Here is a 25,507-nt window from a genome sequence, read left to right on the forward strand (position 1 = left end):
GGACGAGGGACCTGGACGGCCGCCGTCCACCGGTCCATCGGGTGGTCGGGTCAGCTGGCGTAGGCGCGCAGACGATCGGCCCGCTCGCCCTGACGCAGCTTGCTCATCACCTCACGCTCGATCTGCCGGACCCGCTCGCGGGAGAGTCCGAAGATCTTGCCGATCTGGTCGAGGGTGCGCGGCTGCCCGTCGTCGAGGCCGTAGCGCAGCCGGATCACCTGCTGCTCGCGCTCGTCCAGGGTGGCGAGCACGCTGCGGACGTCGCTGTGCAGCAGGCCGGCGATCACGGCGCTCTCCGCGGACGTCGCCTCCGAGTCCTCGATGAAGTCTCCGAGCGGAGCCTCCTCGTCGGAGCCGACCGGCATGTCCAGGCTCACCGGGTCCCGGCTGTGGTCGAGCAGGTCGGCGATCTTCGCCGCCGGGATGCCCGACTCGGCCGACAGCTCGTCGTCCGTCGCCTCCCGGCCGAGCTGCTGGTGCAGTTCCCGCTTGATCCGGGCCAGCTTGTTGACCTGCTCGACGAGGTGGACGGGTAGCCGGATCGTGCGCGACTGGTCGGCCATGCCGCGGGTGATCGCCTGCCGGATCCACCACGTCGCGTAGGTGGAGAACTTGAAACCCTTCGCGTAGTCGAACTTCTCCATCGCCCGGATCAGCCCGAGGTTGCCCTCCTGGATCAGATCCAGCAACGGCATCCCGCGACCGGTGTAGCGCTTCGCGAGCGAGACGACCAGGCGCAGGTTCGCCTCCAGCAGGTGGCTGCGCGCCCGCTCGCCGTCCCGGACCAGCGCCGCGAGGTCACGCTTCTTGGTGGCGGTCAGTCGCTTGCCGTTCTCGAGCACGTGCGCGGCATACAGGCCCGCCTCGATCCGCTTCGCGAGCTCGACCTCGTCCGCGGCGGTCAGCAGCGCGGTGCGTCCGATCCCGTTCAGGTAGACGCGAACCAGGTCGGCTGCCGGGGACTGGGCGTCCAGATCCTCGGCGGTGGGCTGCGCGCGGCGGGTGGTGGGGCTCGTCATGACCTGCCTCCTCATCGGTGGTCTCTCATGAGGTTCAACGCCGCGCCACCAGGCAAAGTTCCCGAGCGACCTGCGTCACATCGCCGCTGACCTGCGGGTTTGTGGGGCCCGTCCTGAGAAGTAGCTGAGAACAGCGGTCACCGGGAACCGGCCCGTCACGCGGGGAGCACCAGCCCGTGCCGGACCAGTCCGTGCACGAGCGACGTCGCCGCGTCGGTCAGCGGTCCCGGCTGCTCGCCGTGCGCGGCCGCGAGCAGGTCGACCAACTCACCCAACACCAGCCCGTCCGCCCGCATTCCGCCGAGCAGCGCGGCCGCGAGGTCGTCCACCTCGTGCTGCCACTGGGGACCGTCACCGCGGTGCACCCGGGCCACCACCTGCCGCCAGCCCTCGTCGCCCGGCAGGTACACCCGTTCCAGTGCGGTGGCCGGCGCGACGGCGAATCGCTCCTCGAGCACGTCCCGCTCCCGCAGCCACCCGACCCGGTCCAGGTAGCCGAGGGCCTCGCCGCCGAGCGGATCGCTGTAACCGTGCCGCAGGTCCTCCGCGAGCACGTCCGACGGCTCGTCGGTGCGACGCAGGTACACGAACCCGAATCCGATCCCCTCGACGTCGTTGTCGGCGAAGTGCGCCAGCCACGACTCCGCCTGCGCGGCGGCCGCCGGATCCCGCGGATCGAGGCCGGCGTCCCGCATCCACGTCCCCACGTACAACGCCGGATCCGCGACGTCACGCTGCACGATCCACGCGTCGACGCCGTGCGCGGGCAGCCACGACGCCACCCGCGACCGCCAGTCCTCACCGGCGACGTGCACCCACGACGCGAGCATCGATGCGGTTCCGCCCGGGTTCAGGTGCTGCGCCGCCCGCGAGATCATCAACTCGCTCGCGCCGTCGAGGTCCAGACCCGAGTCCCGGTAGGTGTGCTCGACCCGCGCCCGCCCGACCACGAACGGGGGGTTCGCGACCACCCGGTCGAACGTCCGGCCCTCGACCGGCTCGAACCACGACCCCGACCGCAGCTCGACCTCGACCTCGTTGAGTGCGAACGTCGCGGCCGACAGGTCCAGGGCACGCAGGTTGACGTCGGTGGCGGTGACCGCTCGGGCGTATCCGGCCGCGTGCAGCGCCTGGATGCCGCACCCCGTCCCGACGTCGAGCACCGTGCCCGTCGCCGCGGTCGGGGTGCCCCGCAGCAGGGACAGCGACGCGTGCCCGACCCCCAGCACGTGATCGGGCGCCGTGGTCCGCGGCCGCATGCTGCCGTCCAGGTCGGACAGCACCCACAGGTTGCCGTCGCCCAGGTCCATCGGCCGCAGGTCCAGCGCCGGACGCACCACGTCGCCGTCTCGTTCGAGCAGCCCCGCGGCGACCGCGTGGTCGAGGTCGACCGGTGCCAGTGCCGCGGCGACCTCGGACACCGGGCAGTCGTCGCCGAGGAGGAACAGCCGGGCCAGCAGACCCAACTCGCCGGCGTCGCGGGTGGCGCGCCGCACCGGCACCGGTTCGCCGCGGCCGAGCGCCGCGTGTGCGTCCTCGCCGAGAGCATCCAGCAACGCGTCGGCGGTGTAGTCGGTGCGGTGCAGGGCCTCGCGCAGCGGGCCGCAGAGGGAGAGGAGGTCGCGGTTCACGGCGGCCATTCTCCCAGCCGGGTCGTCAGCCCTCGATCGTGCGGTGCTCCGCGGACTCGATCGCCGTGGTCGGCCGGTGGTCGTAGCGGCGCGGCTCGTCCGCACGGCGCGGCGGACGATCGTTCGCGACGAGGACCGCGATCCAGGGCAGCGGGATCGACGCCCCGATGATCAGCAGGCTGATCCAGGCGCTGCCCCACGCGCTGTACGCGATCGCGGCGAGCACCAGGGCGGGGATCCGGACCCCCATCATGATCGAGTACTTGCGGACGCGGGCCCGGTGCTGTTCGTCGAACGACTGAGCCGCATCGGTGATCAGGATCGGATTCCGTGAGTTCTCGTCGCCCTCGTCCTGAGCGTGGAAACCTGAACTCGAAGCCATGCCTCAAGCGTCCCACTCGGCGCGTCAGGATGCACCACCGGGGCTCGCTCGAAATCCGACGGCGTCGGGCGATGCACGCGCCACGCGGGATGCGTCATCATGGATCCGTGAGCACTGTGACCAAGGAACGTCCCGACACGACGACCGACGAATCCACCGACGACGACGTCCCCAAGTACTTCCACTACGTCAAGAAGAACAAGATCGCCGAGAGCGCGGTCATGGGCACCCACGTCGTCGCGCTGTGCGGCGAGGTGTTCCCGGTGACGAAGTCCCCGAAGCCCGGGTCGCCGGTGTGCCCGGAGTGCAAGAAGATCTACGACGGACTTCGGCCGGGCGAGTAGGGCGACCCGCCGCCGGGCGGACAAGGCGCCTCGCCGCCGGGCAGACAAGGCGGCCCGCCGCCGGGCAGACAAGGCGGCCCGCCGCCGGGCAGACAAGGCGACCCGCCGACGGGAGAACGCGGCGGCCCGCCGTGTGACTCGTGCGTCCCGGGCAGGTCGCACGCATCCGGGGACTCGTCGGGGCCGATGTCCTCGTGCCGGCCGCGGTCCGGATTGACGATCCGGATCGGCCCGCTCGCCAGCCTGCGGGTCAGGCTGGTCACCACGGCGCCGCTCGTCGCGGCACCCGACGCCTGCGCGGCCAGCCAGTCCCGCATCTGCTCGATGCGCGTGGCGCGGGCCGGCCAGAACTCCTGGATCGTGGCGTTGAACTGGGCGCCGAGCACGACCGCGAACCCGAGGAAGAACGTGAACAGCAGGAACGCGATCGGGGTCGCGAGCGCCCCGTACGTGTACCCGGTGCCGGTCACCCAGGTGAGGTAGCGGCGCAGGATCGCACTCGCGGCCATGAAGAACACACCGGCCAGCAGCGACCCGCCGAGGAGTCGATGCCACGGCAGCGACTTCGGCAGCGCCACCTTGTACAGCGTCGTCAGCCCCACGATCAGCAGCAGCCCGACCGCCGGGTAGTAGAACGTGTCGACCGTCCGGGATCCGACGTCGTACCACGCCTCCGGCAGCACCCGGCCGATCATCGTCGGACCCAGCGCCACCAACGGCAGCACGAACACCGCGACGATCAGGAACATCACGTAGAGCAGCAGCGCGAAGATCCGCTGCCACACTGGGTGCCGGGCGTCCTTCTGTCCGTGCGCCTCGACGATCGAGTCGACGAACGTCGAGATCGCGGACGACCCGGCCCACAGGGACAGCAGGAAGCCCCCGGAGATGATCTCGGGCCGACCCCGCCCCAGCACGTCGGTGACCGTCGGCGAGATGATCTGGTCGACCACGTTCTCGCTGAACACAGTGCTGCTGAACGTGACGATCTTGGACTCGATGATCCGCACCGTGTCGGGCCCGAACCAGCCGCCGACGTAGCCGAGGGTGCCGAGCAGACCGAGCAGCAGCGGAGGCAGCGACAGGGTCTGCCAGAACGCGGCCGTCGCGGCCTTGCCGAAGATCGAGTCCGCCCACGCCTTGTCCGCGGTGCGCACGACCACCTGCCAGGCGATCCGCAGCGGATGTCGCCGCCCCGGAACCGCATGGTGAGTGGGCAGATCGTCGAGCACCTCGGGGACCTGCCCGGGGTGCTCTCGGCCGATCGGTTCGCTCATGTCGCCCCCCAGCATCCCTGACCGCGTGCCAACCCGGTGCACCGGTCGCGGCCGTGTCGGGCGGAATTGTCGGCGGTGTCACGAGGTCCGGGCGTCGCGTCCGCGACACCGGCGTGACGGACGTCGCCGGATGCGGGGAACGTCGGCGCTCGGGGTTAGGCTCGACCGCGGTCGTCACGATCCCGCAACGGGGATCGAAGCAAGTCGAGAAGGAGCGGAAGCGACAGTGCTCACGGGTAACACCGAAACACCAGCCCCCGCACCCGTCACGAACCTCCGAGCCTGGCAGCGGCGTGCGCTGACCAAGTACCTGTCCACGAAGCCGCGGGACTTCCTCGCCGTCGCGACCCCGGGCGCAGGCAAGACGACCTTCGCGCTGCGGGTCGCCGCCGAACTGCTCGGTGACCGGACCGTCGACCAGGTCACCGTCGTCGCGCCGACCGAGCACCTCAAGCACCAGTGGGCCGAGTCCGCCGCCCGCATGGGTATCGCGCTGGACTCGAACTTCACGAACTCGACGGGCCAGACGTCGGCCGACTACCACGGCGTCGCCGTCACCTACGCGCAGGTGGCCTCGCATCCGACCAAGCACCGGGTCCGCACCGAGAACCGTCGCACCCTCGTGATCCTCGACGAGATCCACCACGGCGGCGATGCGAAGAGCTGGGGCGACGCGATCCGCGAGGCGTACGAGCCGGCCACCCGGCGGCTCGCACTGACCGGCACGCCGTTCCGCAGCGACGACTCGGCGATCCCGTTCGTGCAGTACGAACCCGACAAGGAGGGTCTGCTGCGGTCGAAGGCCGACCACGCGTACGGCTACTCGGACGCGCTCGCCGACGGCGTCGTGCGCCCGGTGGTGTTCCTCGCGTACTCGGGCGAGGCGCGCTGGCGCAACAACGCGGGCGAGGAGTTCGCGGCCCGGCTCGGTGAGCCGCTGTCCGCCGAACAGACCGCCCGCGCGTGGCGCACCGCGCTGGACCCGGCCGGGGACTGGATTCCCGCGGTCCTGTCCGCCGCGAACACCCGGCTGCAGCAGCTGCGGTCCGGCGGCATGCCCGACGCCGGCGGCCTCGTCATCGCCACCGACCAGACCGTCGCGCGCGCCTACGCGAAGATCCTGGAAGCGCTCACCGGGCGGGCTCCCACGGTCGTCCTCTCCGACGACCCGACCGCCTCGAAGAAGATCGCCGAGTTCAACGACAACACCGAGCCGTGGATGATCGCGGTGCGGATGGTGTCCGAGGGCGTCGACGTGCCGCGCCTTGCGGTCGGCGTGTACGCGACCAGCTCTTCGACTCCGTTGTTCTTCGCACAGGCGATCGGCCGGTACGTGCGGATGCGGAAGAAGGGGGAGACCGCCAGCGTCTTCCTGCCGTCGGTGCCGGTGCTGCTCGACCTCGCCAGCCAGCTCGAGGTGCAGCGCGATCACGTCCTCGGCAAGCCGCACCGGGAGAAGGACGGCCTCGACGACGACCTGATCGCCGACGCGAACAAGCAGAAGGACGAACCCGGCGAGGAGGAGAAGGCGTTCACCTCGCTCGGTGCCGACGCCGAACTCGACCAGGTGATCTACGACGGGTCCTCGTTCGGCACCGCCACGTTCGCCGGGAGCGACGAGGAGGCCGACTACCTGGGCCTGCCCGGCCTGCTGGACGCCGACCAGATGCGGGCGCTGCTGCGGGAACGGCAGGCCGCCCAACTCGACAAGCCCAAGGCCGAGGCGGCACCGGTGCCGCCGCCCGCCGTGACCGATCGGGTCGGGTCGGCCGCCCAGCTCGCGGCGCTGCGCAAGGAACTCAACGGCCTGGTCGCGATGACGCACCACCGGACCGGCAAACCACACGGCTGGATCCACGGCGAGCTGCGGCGTGTCTGTGGCGGACCGCCGACCGCGATCGCGACCGTCGACCAGCTCACCGAACGGATCGCGACGCTGCGGAAGTGGTGACGGCCGGATGACGAAGGAGCCCGCACCGTGACGGTGCGGGCTCCTTCTGTTGTCGGGGGTCTGCGCTCAGGCCGCCCGGATCTGACGGCCTAGATCGCTTCGTCGTCGTCGTCGGTGCCGGTGACGATCGTGGCGTTCATCGCGCGGAGGCGGTCGGCGTGCTCGTTCGCGTGGTGCTGGCAGAAGAGCAGTTCGCCACCGGTGGCGAGGACCGCGCGGACGCGGGCTCCGGCACCGCACCGGTCGCACCGGTCGGCCGCGGTCAACGGGGGGCTGGTCAGTGTTCCGGGCATGACTCCTCCGTACTGGCTCCCGGTGTGACCCGGGGACCTGGGGGCTGGTCCGCCGCGTCGGGATGACGCGGTGGCATCACTCTGTCAGACGTTCGGGCTCCCGGGGATGTTCCCCGCGGCGTTTCTTTGTGGTTTCACTAACAGGGAACATCGGCCGGAACGTGACGCGGATCACCGACGCTGCGCGGGTTAGGGTTCGGGTCGTGACCGATACGACACTCGTGCACATGTGCAGCGCGGACGAGTGGGAGCGGTGCCGCGCCACCGGGCATCGGATTCCCGACACGTTCGCCGCCGACGGGTTCGTGCACCTGTCCACGACCGGGCAGGTGCACCTGCCGGCCAACCGGCTGTTCGCCGGCCGCGACGACATCGTCCTGCTGTACCTCGACGCGTCCGCGCTCGGATCCGATGTCCGGTGGGAACCGGGCGTGCCGACCGACCCCGCTTCGATGCTGTTCCCGCACCTGTACGGGCCGCTTCCGGCGCACGCGGTGACCGCGGTCCGGCCGTACCGCCGCGGACCGGACGGCGCGTTCGAACCACCACCGGCGCGATGACCGGCGGGCGTACCTCATCCGGGGCTACCGTTGAGACATGAACGTGGAAGTGACGCCCCTGCCCGGGATCGGGGTCCGCAAGGACTTCGAACTCGCGACCGGGCGACGCGTCGGTGTGGTGACGCTGCGCGACGGCGGGACCGACCTGATCGTCTCGAAGAAGGACGACCCCGACGCCTGCCAGGCGTCGGTGCGGCTGACCGACGACGAGGCCGCGGTGCTGGCGAACCTGCTCGGGGCACCGCAGCTGGTGTCGCAGCTGGTCGAGGAGCACCGGGACCTGCCCGGGATCACCACCCGGCAGCTGCCGATCAGCGAGGAGTCGCCGTACGACGGCCGAACGCTGGGGGAGACCGCGATGCGGACCCGGACCGGTGTGTCGGTGGTCGCCGTGATGCGGGCGGGGCAGGTGTACCCGTCCCCGAACCCGGACTTCAACCTCACCGAGGGCGACCTGCTGGTCGCAGTCGGTACTTCCGACGGCCTGGACGCCGCCACCAAGATCCTGCACCACGGGTGAGCCGTGGATAGCACCGCGCTCGCGCTCATCGAGCTGGGTGCGGTCTTCTTCGTCCTCGGTGTGCTCGGTCGCCTCGCCGGCCGCGTCGGCATGTCCCCGGTGCCGCTGTACCTGATCGGGGGTCTGTGCTTCGGCGCGGGCGGCTTCGTCTCGCTCGGTGACATCAGCGGCTTCGGCCACGTGGCGAGCGAGATCGGTGTCGTCCTGTTGCTGCTGCTGCTCGGACTCGAGTACTCGGCGTCGGAACTGATGACCGGACTGCGCAAGTCGTGGATGGCCGGCGTGCTCGACCTGGTTCTCAACGCGGCCCCCGGCATGGCCGTCGCGCTGCTGCTCGGCTGGGGTCCGGTCGGCGCGTTGGTGATGGCCGGTGTCACCTACATCTCGTCGTCGGGCATCGTCGCCAAGGTACTCGGCGACCTCGGTCGGCTCGGTAACCGCGAAACCCCGGTGGTGCTCTCGATCCTGGTGTTCGAGGACCTGACGATGGCGGTCTACCTGCCGATCCTCACGGCGATCCTGGCCGGGGTCGGGCTCGTCGGGGGAGTGAAGGCGCTGGTCGTCGCCCTGGTGATGCTGGCCCTCGTACTGACGGTCGCGCTGCGCTACGGCCACCTGGTGTCCGCGATCGTCGACGCCAAGGACCGCGAGGTGTTCCTGCTGAAACTGCTCGGCGCGGCGTTGCTGGTGGCGGGGTTCGCGTCCTCGCTGCAGGTGTCGGCCGCGGTCGGTGCGTTCCTGCTCGGCATCGCGATCTCGGGGGCGACGGCCCGCAACGCCGCCCAGGTGCTCGAGCCGCTCCGGGACCTCTTCGCGGCGATGTTCTTCGTCGTGTTCGGACTCAACACCGACCCGGCGACCGTTCCGCCGGTCCTCGGCTGGGCGGTGGCCCTCGCCGTCGTCACCACCGTGACGAAGGTCGGGACCGGTGTGTGGGCCGCGCGCCGCCAGGGGGTCGCGAGGATGGGCCAGGCCCGCGCCGGCGCCGCCCTCGTCGCCCGCGGCGAGTTCTCGATCGTGATCGCCGGGCTGGCGGTGTCGGCGGGCGCCGTCGACGGCGAGATCGCCGCACTCGCGACCGCGTACGTGCTGCTGATGGCCATCCTGGGACCGGTCGCCGCGCGCATCGTCGAACCGGTCGCCCGGTTCGTGGTGCCTCAGCTACGCCTCCGGCCGTCGGCTCAGGAGCCGACGGCCGGACGTGACGAACTGGGTGAGATCTGACCTAGTCGAGGTAGTCCCGCAGCACCTGCGAGCGCGACGGGTGCCGCAGCTTCGACATCGTCTTCGACTCGATCTGCCGGATCCGCTCACGGGTGACGCCGTAGACCTGGCCGATCTCGTCGAGGGTGCGCGGCTGACCGTCGGTCAGGCCGAACCGCAGCCGGACCACACCGGCCTCGCGCTCGGACAGCGTCTCGAGCACCGACTGCAGCTGATCCTGCAGCAGCGTGAACGAGACCGCGTCGACGGCCACGACGGCCTCGGAGTCCTCGATGAAGTCGCCGAGCTGGCTGTCGCCCTCGTCGCCGATGGTCTGGTCCAGGGAGATCGGCTCACGCGCGTACTGCTGGATCTCCAGCACCTTCTCCGGCGTGATGTCCATCTCCTTGGCGAGCTCCTCCGGGGTGGGCTCGCGGCCCAGGTCCTGGAGCAGCTCGCGCTGGATCCGGCCGAGCTTGTTGATGACCTCGACCATGTGCACCGGGATGCGGATGGTCCGGGCCTGGTCGGCCATCGCACGGGTGATCGCCTGCCGGATCCACCACGTCGCGTACGTGGAGAACTTGTAACCCTTGGTGTAGTCGAACTTCTCGACCGCGCGGATCAGGCCCAGGTTGCCTTCCTGGATCAGGTCCAGGAACGCCATGCCGCGGCCGGTGTAGCGCTTCGCGAGCGAGACGACCAGACGCAGGTTGGCCTCGAGCAGGTGGTTCTTCGCCCGGTTGCCGTCCCGGGTGATCCAGTTCATGTCGCGGCGCTGCGCGACCGGGAGCTTCTCGCCCTTCTCGGCGAACTGCTCCATCATGTGCGTCGCGTAGAGGCCGGCCTCGATGCGCTTGGCGAGCTCGACCTCCTCCTCGGCGTTGAGCAGCGCCACCTTGCCGATCTGCTTGAGGTAGGCGCGCACCGAGTCGGCGGACGCGGTCAGCTCGGCGTCCTTGCGGGCCTGCCGCAGCGCCTCGGACTCCTCCTCGTCCCAGACGAAGTCACCGGACGCCTTGTCCTTCTCGGACGGCTCCGCGGTGGTCTCCTCCTCGTCCTCGACGGTGACCTCCTCGACGACCTCGTCGGTCAGGTCGCCCTCGGGAACCTCGAGATCGCCGATGTCACCGTCGTCGAGGCCCTCGTCGACGGCGTCGGGGTCGGCGGCCTTGCTGGTCGCCTTCTTGGCGGGTGCCTTCTTGGCGGCGGCCTTCTTGGCCGGGGCCTTCTTGGCGGCCGCCTTCTTCGCGGGGGCCTTCTTGGCGGCCGCCTTCTTCGCGGGGGCCTTCTTCACCGCGGGAGCGGTACCGGTGACCGCCGATTCGGTCGCAGAGTCGGCAGTCGGACTGGTTTCGGTGGCGGCCACGTACGCCCTTTCGTGACGGAATCGTGCGGCGTCACGCCAGAGTGGTTTCCGGCGGAGAGGTCAGTTGAGTTCGGCCGGCTTGGACGTCGGCGTCACCATTGTAACTATCGCGGCGGAGAGCTACGTCTTGATGCTGGTCTCGGCCGCGAGAGCGGCCCCGACGATGCCCGCCTCGTTGAGCAGGGTGGCGGCCACGACCGGTGTCCGGTTCGTCAGGTGCGGAATCCACTTCTCGCTCTTGCGGCTGATGCCGCCACCGGCGATGAACAGGTCCGGCCACAGCAGGTCCTCGTAGCGGGTGAGCACCCGCGACACCTCCTTCGCCCACTCCCTGTACGACCAGCCCTTGCGTTCCTTGACCGCGGACGACGCCCGGTGCTCGGCCTCCTTGCCGTCCACCTCCATGTGCCCGAACTCGGTGTTCGGCAGCAGCACGCCGTGATTGAGGATCGCCGAACCGATCCCGGTGCCGAACGTCAGCAGGACGACGACGCCGTCGACGTCCTTGCCTGCCCCGTACCGGTCCTCGGCGACCCCCGCGGCGTCGGCGTCGTTCAGGACGACGACCGGCCGCCCGCCGAGCGCCTCCGCGAACAACGCGCGGGCGTCCGTCCCGATCCACGACGAGTCGATGTTGGCGGCGGTGCGGGCCACACCCGCGGTGACGACCGCCGGGAGTGTCACACCGACCGGTCCGTCCCAGCCGGCCTGCTCGACGATCTGCGCGACGGTCGCGGCGACCGCGGCCGGCGTCGCGGGATGCGGGGTGAGGATCTTGATCCGGTCGCCGATCAGCTGCCCGGTGTCCAGGTCGACGACGCCGCCCTTGACGCCGCTGCCGCCGACGTCGACGCCGAAGCCCCGGCGACCCCCGCCGGCGGGCGGGGTGACCGGGGTGCGGGGGCTCGACTCGTCCGATGTCCGTTCGACTGCCGATTCGGTCATGGCGGTCACGATAGTGGCTGCGCGCCCTGCACGGCGGGAACCCGTGAGGCACCATGAGGCGTGCCGTTCTCCGAGGATCATCCCGCTCTCCGCACCGCCCTCGACGCCGCGTCCCAGGTCCCCGCAGACGATCCGCGGGCGCTGCGCGCGGTGTCGGTGACGGTGGCGGTCGCGGCGGCCGCGCACGTGGCCACCCGACGGCCGCAGGTCTTCACCGCGGTCGGTTCGGAGTCGGCGGCGCGGGCCGTCACCACGAAGAGCACCCGCACCGACCCGGTGACCGTGGTCGACACCGAGACCGAGGAGTTGATCCGCGGTCGGCTGGCCGAACTGCGTCCCGGCGACGCCGTCCTCGGCGAGGAGGAGGGCGGCGACGACGGGACCGACGGGGTGCGCTGGATCGTCGACCCGATCGACGGGACCGTCAACTTCCTGTACGGGATCCCGGCCTACGCGATCTCGGTGGCCGCGCAGGTCGACGGGGTCTCGGTCGCCGGGACCGTCGTCGACGTCGCCGCCGGCGCCGTCTACACGGCCGCACGCGGGCACGGCGCGACGCGGCACGAGGCGGACGGCGCGGTCCACGCCCTGCGGTGCACCGACGTCACCGAGGTGTCGATGGCGCTGCTGGCGACCGGATTCGGGTACGCGCCGGCGCGGCGGCGGCGGCAGGGCGAACTGATCGCGGCGCTGCTGCCGCGGGTGCGGGACATCCGGCGGATCGGGTCGGCGGCACTGGACCTGTGCATGGTCGCGTCCGGTCGGGTCGACGCCCACTTCGAGCACGGGCTGAGCCCGTGGGACTGGGCGGCCGGCTCGCTGATCGCCGCGGAGGCGGGCGCCGTGGTGCGGGTGCCGTCGCCGCGCACCACGGCCGCCGACGGCGCGGTCGTGGTGGCCGCGGCTCCGGGTGTCGCGGCCGCGCTGGACGCGGTGCTGTCCGAGGTCGGTGCGCTGGACGCGATCCCGGAATGACCGGTCAGCAGTGGGTGGTGCGCGCCGCCTTCAGCAGTGCGATGTCGACGGGTGCGGCGCCCGCGCCGCCGCCGGGCGCGGTGTTCTTCAGGGACGCCAGCACCTCCTCGGCGTCGGTGTTGGGCTGGATCTTGCGGAAGTAGGTGCCCAGCGCGAGGTCGACGGTGTCGTCGGATCGGCCGTCCTCGATCAGCTCCGCGCAGGGCATCGCGAGCCACACCGCGCTGGCGGCGGCTCGGCCGTTCGTGCCGAACCTGATCTGGCCCTGGCACTGCATGTTCTGGTCGACGTAGACCGGGTCGTTGCCGGACTGCACGTCGGGGGCGGACGCGAAGCCGTAGTCGCTCATCTGGGACGCGACGTCGGCGGCCTGGCCGCGCTCGCCGTTCGCGTTGAACACCCGGACCCGGGTCGCGGCGAGCGGTGCCGGTTCGACGTCGAGGAGGGTGGTCGCCGGGACCGGCTCGCCGAGTGGCTGCGGCTCGGGGGAGCCCGGGTCCTGCGGACCGGACGCCGTCGGCGGGTTGCACACGACGGGCGCGGACAGTTCCTCCGGCTTCGTCAGGATCCGGAACCACACGCCGGCGCCGAGCACGGCCACCACCAGGATCAGGACGACCACCGGCGTGGCGCGCCGATACGGGAACGGCTTGCCGTCCGGGTCCGTGGACCGGCCCTCGGTGATCAGTGAAACCACGTTGCGTCCTGACCTCTCGGTGTTCGTCGGGTGCTGCTGGCTGCGCACAGCGTAGTGAACGCCTCGACGTGCCGAGCGACAGGACACGGTGCGGACCGTCGGAGGTGCCCGACACGGCGCCGGCCACCGAACGGCACGGCGGGAGACATCGGGTGACACGGCCGTGCACCTCGGGCGACACGCCCGGCGGTGAGGATGTCGGAAGAAGGCGGCGCGCACCCGGAATGTCTTGGTCGGCGCCGGTGTTTGTCTCGATTGCCGGACGGTTTTCGGGCCACAGCGAATTGGACCGCGACTTTTTCGCCGAGTTCGGCTATTGTCTGGCCGCCTGATCGTGACAGAACGACGGTCCGGGAGTGCTGCAAGTCGCGGAGAATGTGAGGGGAATCATATTTTCCGCCGCTAACTTCCGGGCACGATTTCACGTTTCGACGCGTTGTGCAGCGACGGGCGGCACGCCCACCGGGGCGTGGGGACGGGGACAGTTGACGAGAGAGGACGAGGGGTAGACGAAATGGCAACCGACTACGACGCACCGAGGCGTTCGGAATCCGACGAAGTGTCGGAGGACTCGCTCGAGGAGTTGAAGGCGCGGCGTAACGAGGCTCAGTCCGCGGTCGTCGACGTCGACGAGTCGGACACGGCGGAGTCGTTCGAGCTTCCGGGTGCCGACCTTTCCGGCGAGGAGCTGTCGGTTCGTGTGGTGCCCAAGCAGGCGGACGAGTTCACCTGCTCGAGCTGCTTCCTGGTGCATCACCGCAGCCGGCTGGCGAGCGACACCAACGGCGTGATGATCTGCATGGACTGCGCCGCCTGACGGCGGTGCACCACGGCCGTGCGGACCGCCGGGTCGAGCCGCGAGCTCGGCGGCGGTGCAGGCGGCCCCGGTCACGCCCGGAGCGTGGCCGCGGCCGTGCGGTGGACTGCGGTCCGGTCGCGGCGACGCGACCTCCGACACATCGACGCCCGAATACATCGACGCCCGTACCGGACCTGACGTGAGTCGGATCCGGCACGGGCGTTCGTCGTGTCCCGGGAATCAGGACCGGGTGGTGTTCCAGCCGAGTGCTGCGGCGAGGTCGTGGGGCCGGCGGGTGCTGACGAGCCAGTAGGGCGTCGGGTCGTCGGGGTCGTCGAGCACGATCAGCAGCATCGGTTTGATCCACGTCCGGTTCTGGACGAACGCGGCCGGGTCGAGCTGCCTGCCCAGCGCCGCCGACTTCGCCGACGGTGGCACGACCGCGACCCGCGAGATCACGTCCACCGGTAGATGGGCCCGGCCGACCCGCAGTTCACCGGGCGCCCCGGGCACGACCTCGACGCGCATCCGGCTCAACCAGACCAGGCCCCAGGCGGGCAGCGGCAACAGCAGGACGTAGGGCAGCCACGCGATCAGGCCGGGTGCGCCCATGTTCACCTCGGCGGCGAGCAGTCCGGCCACGACGAGACCGGCGGCCCACCACCACAACGGGACCCAGAGCCGCTCGGAGTAGCTCGGAGCCGCCGCCGGAACGGGGGCGTCGTCGGAGGTCGGTCGGTGGTTCCCAGGTTGAGGCTTCGCAGGCACGCATCCAGAGTAGTCTCGGTCCACGTGAGCGATCTTCCTGCCGTCGAGCTGATGCGACTCGACCCCGAAACACCACTGCCGCAACGCGCCCACGAGGGTGACGCCGGGGTCGACCTGTGCTCGACGGTCGACATCACCCTCGCGCCCGGCGAGCGTGCCCTCGTCGGTACCGGGATCGCGGTCGCTCTGCCGATCGGGATGGTGGGACTGGTGCACCCGCGGTCGGGGCTGGCGGCGAAGTCGGGCCTGTCGGTGGTGAACACGCCGGGCACGATCGACGCCGGTTACCGCGGGGAGATCAAGGTGTGTCTGATCAACCACGACACCCGCACCCCGATCGACATCCGGCGTGGCGACCGGATCGCGCAGCTGCTGGTCCAGCGCGTCGAACTGGTGACGTTCGTGGAGGTCGACACGCTCGACGACACCAGCCGGGGCGTCGCGGGGCACGGTTCGAGTGGCGGCCATGCCCTGCTGCACGCGGTGCCCGACGGCGGAGAGGCACGATGATGTTCGGACGCAAGAAGAAGGATTCCGAGCCGACCGAGAACCTGCCGGTGGAGGGCGCCGAGGGAACCCTCGACGAGCCGATCACCGACGAGTTCCCGGCGCTCGGCACCGAGGACCGCGGCCCCTACGACATCGACGACCTGGACGGCGCCGACCCGGCCGAGGGGGTCGCCGGTGGCCGGCTGGACCTGGGGTCGGTGCTGCTGCCGATGCCCGAGGGCGGCCAGATCCAGGTGGAGATGGCGCCGGACGGGTCGCCGCAGGCGGTGCACCTGGTCACCCAGCACGGTCGGATCACGGTCGCGGCCTACGCCGCACCGAAGTCGCCCGGCCAGTGGCGTGAGGTCACCTCCGATCTGTCGGAGTCGCTGCGCGCGGACGGTGCGCAGGTCAGTGTCGAGGGCGGTCCGTGGGGCCGGGAACTGCACGCGGTCACCCCGAACGCGGATCTGCGTTTCATCGGTGTCGACGGCTACCGCTGGATGATCCGCTGTGTCGTCGCCGGTCCGGCCGGGACGGCCGGGGTGGATTCGCCACTGGCCCAGGTCGCGCGGGAGGTGCTGCGCGACACCGTGGTCCGGCGCGGCGACGAACCGCATCCGGTGCGCACTCCGCTGCCGGTGGTCCTGCCGCAGATGCTGGCCGAGCAGTTGGTGGCGGCCCAGCAACAGCAGCTGCAGGCGCAGCAGCAGGCGGCCGAGCAGCAGCAGGCGGCCCAACAGCAGGCCGCGGCCGCCGCGGCGCTCGCCGCGCAGGAGCGCGACGCGACGCCGCCGGAGGACCGCCCCGGTGGCGGCGGGTCCGCGATGCAGCAGATCGACCGTCGGTAGCGGTCGGCCCAGGTCAGATCGGGTCGGCGGCCCGTCGCAGCGCGGCGAGGCTGACGCGGCCCAGGACCTCCGGGTCGGCGCCGATGTCGTCGAGGGTGACGGTGTCGATGGCGGCGTGCGGCAACACCCGCGACCACAGGGCGCCCACCTCGAGTGGATGCACGGCGTCGTCGACCGCCGCGCAGATCCCGACCGGGACCGCGGTGTGCGCCATCTCCTCCTCGGTCAGGCCGTGATAGGCCGCGGCTTCGTCGAGGGCGCGGGGCAGGTGCGGCCACTGCGACCGCCAGGACCGCTCGAGCTCGCCGCCAAGCCAGGCCGGTGACGTTTCGATCATCGCCCCGGTGACGGCGTCGAGTCCGTCCGCGCGAAGCCGGTTCGCGGTCAGGGACGCGCTGAGTGCGGCGGGCGCGTCGGTCGGATCGCCGGTCCACGCGGGCAGAGCGGCGAGCACCCCGGTCGCCCGCTCCGGGTGCCGGGTCGCCCACTGCAGCGCGACGGACGCACCGATCGAGATGCCGGCCGCCAGCACCGGTCCGTGGCTCTCCGCGGCGGCATTCAACGCGTCGACATAGCTCCCGACGACCCGCCTCGGGTCCGGTTCGACCGCGATGACGTGCACCCCGACCTGCGACAACGCGCCGGTGAACGCCCGTGCGGCGAAGTGTGCGTCGGATCCGGTCCCGGGGAGCGCCACCGCGACCGGTGGCAGCGTCAGCTGCGCCATACGTCGATAGTGCACGGTCGTTCGCCCGCGGTGTGAACCGGTCTGGTTGACCGGTTCGGCATTGGGTCTACAGTGGCGATCACAGGGACCTACAGTCCACCCAGACCTACAGCGGGAGCGAGGGATCGCTCCGAAACCTGCTCGGAGGAGCGCGCAATGGCACTCGCGGCCAACGGATATTTCCGACGACTGACCCGGCGACTGACCGAGGACATCGATCAGCTCGACGCCGAGGAGATGGCGGAGTCGTCGCAGGCGTCTGGAGCGCAGCGCGCCTGTGACTGTCAGCGCGGCGAAGAGGTGACGATGCTCGGTCGTCTCCGCAGCGTCGAGGCCTGTCCGAAGTCGTCGAACGCGACGGTTCAGGCGGAGTTCTTCGACGGCACCGACCCGGTGACGCTGGTGTGGATCGGTCGGCGCCGGATCCCGGGCATCGAACCGGGCACCCGCCTGAAGGTCCGCGGCAGGCTCGGCGACCGAAACGGTCAGAAGGTGATCTACAACCCGTACTACGAGCTGCTGGGCGACTGACAGCCGGTTGCACCGCGCCTCGGCTCGGATGTGGCACTCTCGTGTGGTGACGGACAGGCAGCAGCCCACGATTCTCGAACAGCTCGGCGGCATCAGCGGGCTGGTGTACTCGACGTTGCCGGTCCTCGTGTTCGTTCCGGTCAACGGATTCTTCGGGCTGACCGCCGCGATCTGGTCCGCTCTCGCGGTGGCCGCGGCGGTCCTGGTGTGGCGCCTGGTCGTGCGCGGCACCGTGCAGCCGGCCATCTCCGGCTTCCTGGGGGTCGCGGTGTGCGCGTTCATCGCGCACCGCACGGGCAGCGCCAAGGGCTACTTCCTGTTCGGCATCTACACGTCGTTGCTGTATGCGGGCGTGTTCGTGGTGTCGATCCTGGCGAGGTGGCCGCTGGTCGGCGTCGTGTGGGGATTCCTCAACGGCCACGGCAACAGCTGGCGGCGGTCGAAGGACGCGATCCGGGCGTACGACGTCGCGACCGCGGCGTGGGCGGTGGTGTTCGGCGCCCGGTACCTCGTGCAGTCGCAGCTCTACGACACCGACCACACCGGATGGCTGGCGGTGGCCCGGATCGGGATGGGCTGGCCGCTGACGGCGCTGGTGTTGCTGGTGACGGTGTGGGCGGTGCGCCGGGCGGACCGCGACGTGGACACCGACGCGCTCGACGCCGACGCGGCTCCGAAGGGGACCCCCGACACCCCGGACCCCGTGGACACCCCGGAGGTCGCGGAGGGCCCGGACGCTCCCGCGGCGGGCGCGCGCGACGGCGACACCGACGGCCGCCCGTAGGGCGGATCCGGGGGCGCGTTATCGAGTTGCGTGCGAATTGTGATCTCACCGGAATGTTTTGTCGTTCAATGAGATTAATTTGCGACAAAAGCATGCCCGAAATTGCGGTTTTGCTGTTTGCGGGGGTATTGCGCGGTGTGGGTGTATTTCGTGTCAGCGTGAAATGCGGGTGAATTGTCCGGGGTGCCGTCCGCGCCGGTGCGAGACCGCCGTCACCGGGGATCGGGGGCCTGCGACGCCAGGGTGCCCTCGAGCAGCTCGAGGGCCCGGATCGCGTAGCGCAGGTCGTCCGGCGCGGTCTCGACCATCGCCACCACCGCGCCGATCATCGCCCCGGCGAGCACCCGGACCCGGTCGTCGGGCGGCGTGCCCTGCCGCTCCGCGATCACGGCGGCGGCCATGTCGATGCTGCGGTACAGCTCGTCGGTGAACGCCGCTCGCAGCGCGGGGACGGCCAGTAGCAGCTGGTTGCGCGCCGTCTCGAGGTGGAGTTGCTCGGGGCTCATCGCCGCCAGTGTCGTCTCGAAGGCCTGACGGAACGCGGTGAGCGGGGGAACGTCGAGCGGTATCGCGGTGAGGGCGGCCAGCGTCGGGGCGTCCAGGTCGTCCGCGAGCACCACGCGCTCCTTGGTCGGGAAGTACCGGAAGAAGGTGCTCGGCGAGACCTCCGCCGCCTCCGCGATCTGCTCGACCGTGGTCGCGTCGTAGCCCCGCTCGGTGAACAGGCGCATCGCGGCCGCGCGGATCGCATCGCGGGTCCGTGCCTTCTTCCGCTCGCGCAGGCCCGGCGCCGTGACGCGCGCGGTCACGTCCCCAGCCTTTCCCGGTCGGGGTGGGCGTCGGCGGTGGGCGGCGCCGGTCGCAACGACAACGCGAGCGCCGCGACGACCGCGCAACCGGCGGACACCGCTGCGGTCACCCACAGCACGGTGTCGAGGCCGGAGACGAACGCGTCGGCGGCGGACCGCGCGAGCATCGGCAGGTTCAGCGTGCGGGCGATCTCGGTCGCCGCGGTCACCCCCTCGCGGGCGCGGGCGGCGAGTGGCTCGGGGAGGGGACCGGTGTCCAGATGAGCCCGATAGGTCGCGTTCAGGACGGTGCCCAGAACCGCGACACCGATCGTGCCACCGGCCTGGCGCAGCGCCTGCACGAGCGCGGACCCGGACCCGGCCCGGTCCTCGGACAGCGCCCCGACCGCGGCGGCCATCGCCGTCGGCAGCGCGAGCCCGAGCCCGGCACCCGCGAGTGTGAGCCATGTCGCGGTGACCGGATATCCGGTGTCGACACGCGTGACGGTGCCGATCACGGCAGCGGCGGCCAGCGTCGCGAACCCGAGCGCCGCCACCGCTCCCGGGCCGCACCGTCCGCTCAGGGCGTCGCCCGCGCGGGCGCCGGCCGCGAGTCCGGCGATCAGCGGCAGCAGCCTGACGCCGGTCGCGAGGGCGTCGTTGCCCTGGACCGACTGCAGCAGCTGCGGCAGCGCGAAGAACAACCCGAACATGACGAGGCTGATGGCCGTGGCCAGCGTTGCGCCCCAGGTGAATTCGCGGTTGCCGAACAGCGCCGGATCGATCAGCGGGTGGGTGGCGGTGCGCTGACGGACCGCGAACGCGGCGAGTGCGACAGTGCCCGCGGCGAGTGCGGCGAGGGTGGTCGCGTCCGTCCATCCCGACGTGCCCGCACGGGTCAGGCCGTAGGTGAGGGCGAGCAGTCCCAGGCTCGACAGCAGCGCGCCAGGCAGGTCGAACGGCAGCCGCTCGTGCGACCGGGACTCGGGAACCAGCACCGCGACCGCGACGAGGCCGAGGACAACCAGCGGGACGTTGATCAGGAACACCGACCCCCACCAGTAGCTGCGCAGCAGCCAGCCACCGACCAGGGGGCCGAGGGGCAGACCGATCGCGGTGGCCGTCACCCAGACCGACAGCGCCCGTGCCTGTTCGCGCTTGTCGGGGAACAGGACCGGCAGCACGGCCATCGACATCGGCATCATCACCGCGGCGGCGAAGCCGAGAATCGACCTCGCGGCGACCAGCCGTCCGGCGGTGTCGGCGTACGCACACGCAACCGACGCGAGACCGAACAGGGCCATCGCGGTGACCAGCAGTCGTTTGCGGCCGACGCGGTCGCCGATCGCGCCGGCGGGCAGCAGGACCGCGGCCATCACCAGCGTGTACGACGACGCGAACCACTGCAGCTGCTCGGTCCCGGCGTGCAGGTCGACGGCGAGGGTCGGCAGCGCCACGATCAGGATCGTGGTGTCGAGGCCGATCGTGAGCATCGCGACGGCGAGGGCGGCCAGGGCCCACCAGCGGCGACGGTACGGGGATGTGTTCGATGCGACGACCATGACAGTCACCTCGAAACGAGAGTTACGACGAACTGAGAGTAACTCTCACGATCGGTCCGCGACAAGGGTCGCGGACCGATCGGTCACCGCACGAGACCGACGGCTCCCCGCAGCTCGTCCTCGACCTCGACGGAGGCCACGAACACGAGTTCGTCGCCGCCCTCGATCGGGTCGTCGGGCTGCGGCACGATCACCCGCCCGCCGCGGATGATGGTCACCAGCGCCGCGTCCCGCGGCAGCTGCACCTTGCGCACCGGCTTGCCGGCCAGCGGTGTGTCCGGCGGCAGCGTGATCTCGACCAGGTTCGCCTCACCCTGACGGAACGTCATCAGCCGCACCAGGTCGCCGACCGAGACGGCCTCCTCGACGAGCGAGGCCAGCATCCGGGGCGTCGACACCGCGACGTCCACGCCCCAGGACTCGTCGAAGAGCCACTCGTTGCGGGGATCGTTGACGCGGGCCACGACACGGCGGACCGCGAACTCGGTCTTGGCGAGCAGGCTGACGACGATGTTGACCTTGTCGTCGCCGGTCGCGGCGATCACGACGTCGTACGACTCGAGCTTCGCGGCCTCGAGCAGGGCGAGCTCGCACGCGTCGGCGTGCACCCAGTGCGCGTCCGGAATGGCCTCCGGGTCGACGTGGTCGAGGTTGCGTTCGAGCAGCATCACATGGTGATCGCCGCGGACGAGCTCGCGGGCGATCGAGCGGCCGACGGCGCCGGCGCCGGCAATAGCGACTCTCATCGGGTCCATCCGATCGGGTTGGGGGAGACGGTGGTCGGTGCGGTGGCGGTCACGGGGCGCTCACTCGTCGGCGGGTGGTGCGGTGGCGCCGAGGGCGACGGCCTCGGCGACCGTGCCGGACACCGCGGCGATGTAGACCTGGTCGTCGGCCTGGATCACCGTCTTCGCGTTCGGCAGCAGCCCGGTGCCGAAGCGGATCAGGAACGCCACCCGGGAGTTCGTGAACTCCTCGAGTTCGGTGATCTTGTGCCCGACCCAGTCCTCGTGCAGGTCCAGTTCGGCGACCGCGACGGTGCCGGACGGGTCCCGCCACTTGGTGGTGTGCGACTCCCGCGTCAGGTGGTGCAGGAAGCGGTCCGTCGTCCACGGGACGGTCGCGACGGTCGGGATGCCGAGGCGTTCGTACACGGCAGCACGTTTGGCGTCGTAGATCCGCGCGACGACCCGGTTCACGCCGAAGGTCTCCCGGGCGACGCGGGCGGAGATGATGTTCGAGTTGTCGCCGGACGACACGGCCGCGAACGCCTCGGCCCGTTCGATTCCGGCCTTGATCAGAACGTCGCGGTCGAAGCCCATGCCCACGACCCGCCTGCCGGTGAACTCGGGATCGAGCCGGCGGAACGCATCGGGGTCCCGGTCGATGATCGCGACCTCGTGGCCGATCCGGGCCAGCCCGGCCGCGAGGGCCGATCCGACCCGGCCGCACCCCATCACGACTACGTACACGTGTGGCCTCCGCTTTCCAGACGCTGTCGCGGTTCGCCCCTCGCGCCACCGCTCCTCGATCCGAACCGTACCGCTCCCGCTGAGTGGGCGTCCGGATGCGTGCCGAATTGGCCGTCGTAGGTGGCGGATGGCGCTGTATCGGTTCCGACGGCTTACGCTTTGCCGGTGTCAAAGCTTTCGACCGCTGCGAAGCGGCTGTTGGTGGGTAGACCGTTCCGGAGCGACAAGCTGGGGCACACCCTGCTGCCCAAGCGGATCGCGCTGCCGGTCTTCGCGTCGGACGCGATGTCCTCGGTCGCGTACGCGCCCGAGGAGATCTTCCTGGTCCTGTCGGTCGCCGGCATCTCGGCCTACGCGTTCACGCCGTGGATCGGTCTGGCCGTCTGCCTGGTGATGGCGGTGGTCGTGGCCAGCTACCGGCAGAACGTGCACGCCTACCCGTCGGGCGGCGGCGACTACGAGGTCGCCACCACCAACCTGGGTCCGACGGCGGGGCTGACCGTCGGCAGCGCACTGATGGTCGACTACGTGCTCACGGTCGCCGTGTCGATCTCGTCCGCGGCGTCGAACATCGGCTCGGCAGTGCCGTTCGTGGCCACCCACAAGGTGCTGTTCGCGGTCGCCGCGATCGTCCTGCTCACCGCGATGAACCTGCGGGGCATCCGGGAATCGGGCACCGCGTTCGCGATCCCGACCTACGCGTTCATCGTCGGCATGTTCCTGATGCTCGGCTGGGGACTGTTCCGGGTCTTCCTGCTCGGCGACGACATCCAGGCCGAGTCCGCGGGCTTCGATTTGAAAGCCGAGGACTCGCATCTGTACGGGATCGCGTTCGCGTTCCTCATCGCCCGCGCCTTCTCGTCCGGGTGTGCCGCGCTGACCGGTGTCGAGGCGATCAGCAACGGCGTGCCCGCCTTCCGGAAGCCGAAGTCGCGCAATGCCGCGACCACCCTGCTGCTGCTCGGCGCGATCGCGATCGTGCTGCTGATGGGCATCATCGTGCTGGCCCAGAAGATCGGCGTGGTGATGGCGCACGACCCGGCCACCCAGTTGGTCGGGGCGCCGGAGGGCTACCAGCAGAAGACGCTGATCGCGCAGATCGCCGAGGCGGTGTTCTCCGGCTTCCCGGTCGGCTTCTACTTCATCGCGACCGTCACCGCGCTGATCCTGGTGCTCGCCGCGAACACCGCGTTCAACGGCTTCCCGGTGCTGGGCTCGATTCTCGCGCAGGACCGCTACCTGCCCCGGCAGCTGCACACCCGCGGCGACCGGCTCGCGTTCAGCAACGGCATCCTGTTCCTCTCGGGTGCCGCGATCGCGTTCGTCGTGTTCTTCGGTGCCGAGGTCACCAAGCTGATCCAGCTCTACATCGTCGGTGTGTTCGTCTCGTTCGTGCTGAGTCAGACCGGCATGATCCGGCACTGGACCCGGCACCTGAAGTCCGAAACCGATCCGGCCCAGCGCAGGCACATGCAGCGCTCGCGGGTCATCAACTCGATCGGCCTCGCGATGACCGGCGCGGTGCTGGTGATCGTGCTCATCACCAAGTTCGCCGCCGGTGCCTGGATCGCGATGGTCGCGATGGTGGCGATCTTCGTGGTGATGAAGTCGATCCGCAGGCACTACGACAGCGTCGCCGCCGAACTCGAGGAGCAGGAGTGGGACGGGGTGCTGCCGAGCCGCACCCATTCGATCGTCCTGGTCTCCAAGTTGCACATGCCGACGATGCGGGCGTTGGCGTACGCGCGCGCGACCCGGCCCGACACGCTCGAGGCGGTCACCGTCAACGTCGACGAACCCGACACCCGCGCGCTGGTGCGGGAGTGGGAGCGCAGCGACATCACGGTGCCGCTCAAGGTGATCGAGTCGCCGTACCGGGAGATCACGAAGCCGGTGCTGGACTACGTGCGCCGGGTGCGCCGCGACTCGCCCCGCGACGTGGTGACCGTGTTCATCCCCGAGTACGTGGTCGGGCACTGGTGGGAGCAGATCCTGCACAACCAGAGCGCGCTGCGGCTGAAGAGCCGGCTGCTGTTCCAGCCCGGCGTGATGGTGACGTCGGTGCCGTGGCAGCTGAACTCGTCGGAACGCGTCAAGCGCTACACGGTGCCCGCCGGCCCGGGCGGGACCCGGCGCGGGTTCGACGCGCCGGACGGCGGCGGTTCGCAGGGCAGCGGTTCGCAGGGCAGCGGTTCGCAGGGCGGCGGGGCGCAGGGCACCGGGGCGGAAGGCACCCGGTGAGCGAGGACTGGCACGGCAGGGAACTGGAGCTCCGGCTCGGCAACCCCGGTCACGGCGGGTTCTGTGTCGCCCGGCACGAGGGTCGGGTCGTGTTCGTCCGGCACGGTCTGCCGGGAGAACTGGTGCGCGCCACCGTCACCGAGGATCGCGGTGGCTCGTTCTGCCGCGCCGACGCCGTGGAGATCGTCGAGCCGTCCGCGGACCGGGTCGACCCGCTCTGCCCGATCTCGGGACCCGGTGGCGCCGGCTGCTGTGATTTCTCCCACGCGACGCTGCCCGCGCAGCGGGCGATCAAGGCGTCGGTGGTCGCCGAACAGCTGCGGCGGCTCGCCGGGGTGGACCGCGACGTCGAGGTCGAGGACCTGCCCGGGACCGGGAACGGGACCGGGTGGCGCAGCCGCGTGCGGCTGGCGGTCGACGCCGACGGCCGGGCCGGGTTCCACGCCTACCGCAGTGACCGGGTCGTCCCGGATCTCCTGTGCCCCCAACCGGTTCCGGGGACCTACGCCGGGCTGACCGAACGGTCCTGGCGTCCGGGTGGCGAGCTGCAGGTCACGGTCGACGCCGACGGCGTGCGGCACGTCGTCGAGATCGAACCTGCCCACCTGACGCGGACCGGCAGACGCAGCCCGGGCCGGCGCGGAGCCACCGCCCGGCGGGCCGCCGTGTCGCGACCCCGGCGCGAGCACCCCGTGATCGGGGGCGGCCGGGCGGTGCAGCGGGTCGGCGACCGCGAATGGGAGCTGTCCGCCACCGGGTTCTGGCAGGCGCATCGCGGGGCCGCAGAGCGATACAGCGAGGTCGTCGCGGACTGGTCCGGGCTCGGCGTGGGGGACGTCGCTTGGGACCTGTACGGCGGTGTCGGCGTCTTCGCGGCCGCGCTCGCCGCGCAGGTGGGGGAGCGCGGTGCCGTGCTGTCGGTGGAGTCGGCGCGCGGTGCGGTCGACGACGGCCGCCGCGCGCTGGCGGACCTGCCGCAGGTGCGGCTGGAGGCGGCGCGCGTCGAGGCGGCGGTGTCCGGGTTGTCCGGACCGGTGACCACCGTGGTGCTGGACCCGCCGCGATCGGGTGCCGGCCGGGCGGTCGTCGAGTCGGTCGCGGCGGCGGGCCCGCGCACCGTCGTGCACATCGGATGCGACCCCGCCGCGTTCGGCCGCGACGTCGGCCTGTTCCTCGGACAGGGGTACCGGCTCGACGCGGTGCGCGCGTTCGATGCGTTCCCGCTCACCCACCACGTGGAGTGCATCGCCCGCCTGGTGCGGTGACCGCGCGGCTCCGGAGAACTTGATTGCACAATGCAACCAATATATAGTTGCATAACGCAAGCAT

The 25,507-nt window shown here is 70.9% G+C and carries 27 protein-coding genes; 13 read left to right on the forward strand and 14 right to left on the reverse strand.

Going from position 1 to position 25,507, the window contains the following annotated elements:
* Positions 1-50: 50 nt before the first annotated feature.
* From ABD951_RS09050 to ABD951_RS09060, 3 genes are all read right to left on the reverse strand, one after another.
* Positions 51-1,019 carry a sigma-70 family RNA polymerase sigma factor gene (locus ABD951_RS09050; RefSeq protein WP_345343756.1) on the reverse strand — a complete coding sequence of 323 codons (969 nt, stop codon included), beginning with the start codon at positions 1,017-1,019 and terminating at the stop codon, positions 51-53.
* 155 nt (positions 1,020-1,174) lie between these two features.
* On the reverse strand, positions 1,175-2,650 hold the full coding sequence (locus tag ABD951_RS09055; RefSeq protein ID WP_345343758.1) for a DUF7782 domain-containing protein: 1,476 nt from the start codon (positions 2,648-2,650) through the stop codon (positions 1,175-1,177).
* A gap of 25 nt (positions 2,651-2,675) precedes the next feature.
* Positions 2,676-3,032, reverse strand: coding sequence for a DUF3099 domain-containing protein (locus tag ABD951_RS09060; protein WP_345343760.1), 357 nt, complete (start codon positions 3,030-3,032; stop codon positions 2,676-2,678).
* A 107-nt stretch (positions 3,033-3,139) separates the two neighbouring features.
* Between ABD951_RS09060 and ABD951_RS09065 the strand changes: the two genes are divergently transcribed.
* Positions 3,140-3,376, forward strand: a complete 237-nt coding sequence (locus tag ABD951_RS09065; RefSeq protein ID WP_345343762.1) for a DUF3039 domain-containing protein — start codon at positions 3,140-3,142, stop codon at positions 3,374-3,376.
* Here ABD951_RS09065 and ABD951_RS09070 read toward each other — a convergent pair.
* Positions 3,349-4,653 carry a YihY/virulence factor BrkB family protein gene (locus tag ABD951_RS09070; RefSeq protein ID WP_345343764.1) on the reverse strand — a complete coding sequence of 435 codons (1,305 nt, stop codon included), beginning with the start codon at positions 4,651-4,653 and terminating at the stop codon, positions 3,349-3,351. The genes ABD951_RS09065 and ABD951_RS09070 overlap by 28 nt on opposite strands.
* A gap of 226 nt (positions 4,654-4,879) precedes the next feature.
* On the opposite strand from ABD951_RS09070, the gene ABD951_RS09075 reads away from it, so the two are divergent.
* On the forward strand, positions 4,880-6,604 hold the full coding sequence (locus ABD951_RS09075; RefSeq protein ID WP_345343766.1) for a DEAD/DEAH box helicase: 1,725 nt from the start codon (positions 4,880-4,882) through the stop codon (positions 6,602-6,604).
* A gap of 89 nt (positions 6,605-6,693) precedes the next feature.
* Here the strand turns inward: ABD951_RS09075 and ABD951_RS09080 are convergent, their stop codons facing one another.
* Positions 6,694-6,897 (reverse strand): DUF7455 domain-containing protein, encoded by a 204-nt coding sequence (locus ABD951_RS09080; protein ID WP_345343768.1) that lies wholly within the window; start codon positions 6,895-6,897, stop codon positions 6,694-6,696.
* Positions 6,898-7,124: 227 nt separating this feature from the next.
* On the opposite strand from ABD951_RS09080, the gene ABD951_RS09085 reads away from it, so the two are divergent.
* Genes ABD951_RS09085 through ABD951_RS09095 form a run of 3 tightly spaced genes read left to right on the forward strand, consistent with a single transcriptional unit; the run spans position 7,125 to position 9,201 of the window.
* A complete protein-coding gene (locus ABD951_RS09085) occupies positions 7,125-7,457 on the forward strand; it encodes a DUF952 domain-containing protein (RefSeq protein ID WP_345343966.1) in 333 nt (110 codons plus the stop codon).
* A gap of 37 nt (positions 7,458-7,494) precedes the next feature.
* Positions 7,495-7,977 (forward strand): cation:proton antiporter regulatory subunit, encoded by a 483-nt coding sequence (locus ABD951_RS09090; RefSeq protein WP_345343770.1) that lies wholly within the window; start codon positions 7,495-7,497, stop codon positions 7,975-7,977.
* A gap of 3 nt (positions 7,978-7,980) precedes the next feature.
* Entirely contained in the window at positions 7,981-9,201 is a 1,221-nt protein-coding gene (locus ABD951_RS09095; protein WP_345343772.1) for a cation:proton antiporter, read from the forward strand.
* A gap of 1 nt (position 9,202) precedes the next feature.
* Here ABD951_RS09095 and ABD951_RS09100 read toward each other — a convergent pair whose 3' ends face one another.
* Together ABD951_RS09100 and ppgK are read right to left on the reverse strand one after the other, a co-directional pair.
* A complete protein-coding gene (locus tag ABD951_RS09100; protein WP_345343774.1) occupies positions 9,203-10,549 on the reverse strand; it encodes an RNA polymerase sigma factor in 1,347 nt (448 codons plus the stop codon).
* 120 nt (positions 10,550-10,669) lie between these two features.
* Complete coding sequence (gene ppgK, locus ABD951_RS09105; protein ID WP_345343776.1) at positions 10,670-11,494, reverse strand: polyphosphate--glucose phosphotransferase; 825 nt, start codon at positions 11,492-11,494, stop codon at positions 10,670-10,672.
* Between the two features lie 141 nt (positions 11,495-11,635).
* Here ppgK and ABD951_RS09110 point away from each other — a divergent pair, with 141 nt between their 5' ends.
* Positions 11,636-12,469 (forward strand): inositol monophosphatase family protein, encoded by an 834-nt coding sequence (locus tag ABD951_RS09110; protein ID WP_345343968.1) that lies wholly within the window; start codon positions 11,636-11,638, stop codon positions 12,467-12,469.
* 4 nt (positions 12,470-12,473) lie between these two features.
* Here the strand turns inward: ABD951_RS09110 and cei are convergent, their stop codons facing one another.
* The gene (cei, locus tag ABD951_RS09115) at positions 12,474-13,166 is read right to left on the reverse strand and encodes an envelope integrity protein Cei (RefSeq protein WP_345343779.1); all 693 of its coding nucleotides are present in this window, start codon (positions 13,164-13,166) and stop codon (positions 12,474-12,476) included.
* Between the two features lie 514 nt (positions 13,167-13,680).
* Between cei and ABD951_RS09120 the strand changes: the two genes are divergently transcribed.
* On the forward strand, positions 13,681-13,983 hold the full coding sequence (locus ABD951_RS09120; protein WP_345343781.1) for a DUF4193 domain-containing protein: 303 nt from the start codon (positions 13,681-13,683) through the stop codon (positions 13,981-13,983).
* A 222-nt stretch (positions 13,984-14,205) separates the two neighbouring features.
* On the opposite strand, the gene ABD951_RS09125 is transcribed toward ABD951_RS09120, so the two are convergent.
* Entirely contained in the window at positions 14,206-14,634 is a 429-nt protein-coding gene (locus ABD951_RS09125; protein WP_425569813.1) for a DUF3093 domain-containing protein, read from the reverse strand.
* Between the two features lie 150 nt (positions 14,635-14,784).
* Here ABD951_RS09125 and dut point away from each other — a divergent pair, with 150 nt between their 5' ends.
* Positions 14,785-15,243 carry a dUTP diphosphatase gene (gene dut, locus ABD951_RS09130; protein ID WP_345343970.1) on the forward strand — a complete coding sequence of 153 codons (459 nt, stop codon included), beginning with the start codon at positions 14,785-14,787 and terminating at the stop codon, positions 15,241-15,243.
* Positions 15,243-16,073 carry a DUF3710 domain-containing protein gene (locus tag ABD951_RS09135; protein ID WP_345343972.1) on the forward strand — a complete coding sequence of 277 codons (831 nt, stop codon included), beginning with the start codon at positions 15,243-15,245 and terminating at the stop codon, positions 16,071-16,073. The genes dut and ABD951_RS09135 overlap by 1 nt, the downstream gene beginning before the upstream one ends.
* A 13-nt stretch (positions 16,074-16,086) precedes the next feature.
* On the opposite strand, the gene ABD951_RS09140 is transcribed toward ABD951_RS09135, so the two are convergent.
* On the reverse strand, positions 16,087-16,800 hold the full coding sequence (locus ABD951_RS09140; protein WP_345343785.1) for an alpha/beta fold hydrolase: 714 nt from the start codon (positions 16,798-16,800) through the stop codon (positions 16,087-16,089).
* Positions 16,801-16,956: 156 nt separating this feature from the next.
* Here ABD951_RS09140 and ABD951_RS09145 point away from each other — a divergent pair, with 156 nt between their 5' ends.
* Both ABD951_RS09145 and ABD951_RS09150 read left to right on the forward strand, forming a co-directional pair.
* Positions 16,957-17,331 (forward strand): OB-fold nucleic acid binding domain-containing protein, encoded by a 375-nt coding sequence (locus tag ABD951_RS09145; protein WP_345343787.1) that lies wholly within the window; start codon positions 16,957-16,959, stop codon positions 17,329-17,331.
* 28 nt (positions 17,332-17,359) lie between these two features.
* Entirely contained in the window at positions 17,360-18,115 is a 756-nt protein-coding gene (locus ABD951_RS09150; protein WP_425569800.1) for a DUF3159 domain-containing protein, read from the forward strand.
* A 212-nt stretch (positions 18,116-18,327) separates the two neighbouring features.
* Here ABD951_RS09150 and ABD951_RS09155 read toward each other — a convergent pair whose 3' ends face one another.
* The 4 genes from ABD951_RS09155 to ABD951_RS09170 all read right to left on the reverse strand — a co-directional run bounded on the left by ABD951_RS09155 (position 18,328) and on the right by ABD951_RS09170 (position 21,937).
* Complete coding sequence (locus tag ABD951_RS09155) at positions 18,328-18,924, reverse strand: TetR family transcriptional regulator (protein ID WP_345343792.1); 597 nt, start codon at positions 18,922-18,924, stop codon at positions 18,328-18,330.
* Complete coding sequence (locus ABD951_RS09160) at positions 18,921-20,465, reverse strand: MFS transporter (RefSeq protein ID WP_345343795.1); 1,545 nt, start codon at positions 20,463-20,465, stop codon at positions 18,921-18,923. Before ABD951_RS09160 ends, ABD951_RS09155 begins: the two co-directional genes overlap by 4 nt.
* Before the next feature lie 83 nt (positions 20,466-20,548).
* Positions 20,549-21,211: a potassium channel family protein gene (locus ABD951_RS09165; RefSeq protein ID WP_345343797.1), complete on the reverse strand. Its 663-nt coding sequence runs from the start codon at positions 21,209-21,211 to the stop codon at positions 20,549-20,551.
* Between the two features lie 60 nt (positions 21,212-21,271).
* On the reverse strand, positions 21,272-21,937 hold the full coding sequence (locus ABD951_RS09170) for a potassium channel family protein (RefSeq protein WP_345343799.1): 666 nt from the start codon (positions 21,935-21,937) through the stop codon (positions 21,272-21,274).
* 165 nt (positions 21,938-22,102) lie between these two features.
* Here ABD951_RS09170 and ABD951_RS09175 point away from each other — a divergent pair, with 165 nt between their 5' ends.
* Together ABD951_RS09175 and ABD951_RS09180 are read left to right on the forward strand one after the other, a co-directional pair.
* Positions 22,103-24,178: an APC family permease gene (locus ABD951_RS09175; RefSeq protein ID WP_345343801.1), complete on the forward strand. Its 2,076-nt coding sequence runs from the start codon at positions 22,103-22,105 to the stop codon at positions 24,176-24,178.
* Positions 24,175-25,443, forward strand: a complete 1,269-nt coding sequence (locus tag ABD951_RS09180) for a class I SAM-dependent RNA methyltransferase (protein WP_345343803.1) — start codon at positions 24,175-24,177, stop codon at positions 25,441-25,443. The genes ABD951_RS09175 and ABD951_RS09180 overlap by 4 nt, the downstream gene beginning before the upstream one ends.
* Positions 25,444-25,507: the final 64 nt, after the last annotated feature.

Origin of the sequence: Rhodococcus olei (assembly GCF_039540555.1) — a bacterium.
Lineage (GTDB): Bacteria > Actinomycetota > Actinomycetes > Mycobacteriales > Mycobacteriaceae > Rhodococcus_G > Rhodococcus_G olei.

Coding starts and splice junctions, on each gene's coding strand:
- ABD951_RS09050 (WP_345343756.1), bottom strand. CDS start 1,019: ATGACGAGCCCCACCACCCGCCGCGCGCAGCCCACCGCCGAGGATCTG.
- ABD951_RS09060 (WP_345343760.1), bottom strand. CDS start 3,032: ATGGCTTCGAGTTCAGGTTTCCACGCTCAGGACGAGGGCGACGAGAAC.
- ABD951_RS09070 (WP_345343764.1), bottom strand. CDS start 4,653: ATGAGCGAACCGATCGGCCGAGAGCACCCCGGGCAGGTCCCCGAGGTG.
- ABD951_RS09080 (WP_345343768.1), bottom strand. CDS start 6,897: ATGCCCGGAACACTGACCAGCCCCCCGTTGACCGCGGCCGACCGGTGC.
- ABD951_RS09085 (WP_345343966.1), top strand. CDS start 7,125: ATGTGCAGCGCGGACGAGTGGGAGCGGTGCCGCGCCACCGGGCATCGG.
- ABD951_RS09090 (WP_345343770.1), top strand. CDS start 7,495: ATGAACGTGGAAGTGACGCCCCTGCCCGGGATCGGGGTCCGCAAGGAC.
- ppgK (WP_345343776.1), bottom strand. CDS start 11,494: ATGACCGAATCGGCAGTCGAACGGACATCGGACGAGTCGAGCCCCCGC.
- ABD951_RS09120 (WP_345343781.1), top strand. CDS start 13,681: ATGGCAACCGACTACGACGCACCGAGGCGTTCGGAATCCGACGAAGTG.
- dut (WP_345343970.1), top strand. CDS start 14,785: ATGCGACTCGACCCCGAAACACCACTGCCGCAACGCGCCCACGAGGGT.
- ABD951_RS09135 (WP_345343972.1), top strand. CDS start 15,243: ATGTTCGGACGCAAGAAGAAGGATTCCGAGCCGACCGAGAACCTGCCG.
- ABD951_RS09140 (WP_345343785.1), bottom strand. CDS start 16,800: ATGGCGCAGCTGACGCTGCCACCGGTCGCGGTGGCGCTCCCCGGGACC.
- ABD951_RS09145 (WP_345343787.1), top strand. CDS start 16,957: ATGGCACTCGCGGCCAACGGATATTTCCGACGACTGACCCGGCGACTG.
- ABD951_RS09150 (WP_425569800.1), top strand. CDS start 17,360: ATGTGGCACTCTCGTGTGGTGACGGACAGGCAGCAGCCCACGATTCTC.
- ABD951_RS09160 (WP_345343795.1), bottom strand. CDS start 20,465: ATGGTCGTCGCATCGAACACATCCCCGTACCGTCGCCGCTGGTGGGCC.
- ABD951_RS09165 (WP_345343797.1), bottom strand. CDS start 21,211: ATGAGAGTCGCTATTGCCGGCGCCGGCGCCGTCGGCCGCTCGATCGCC.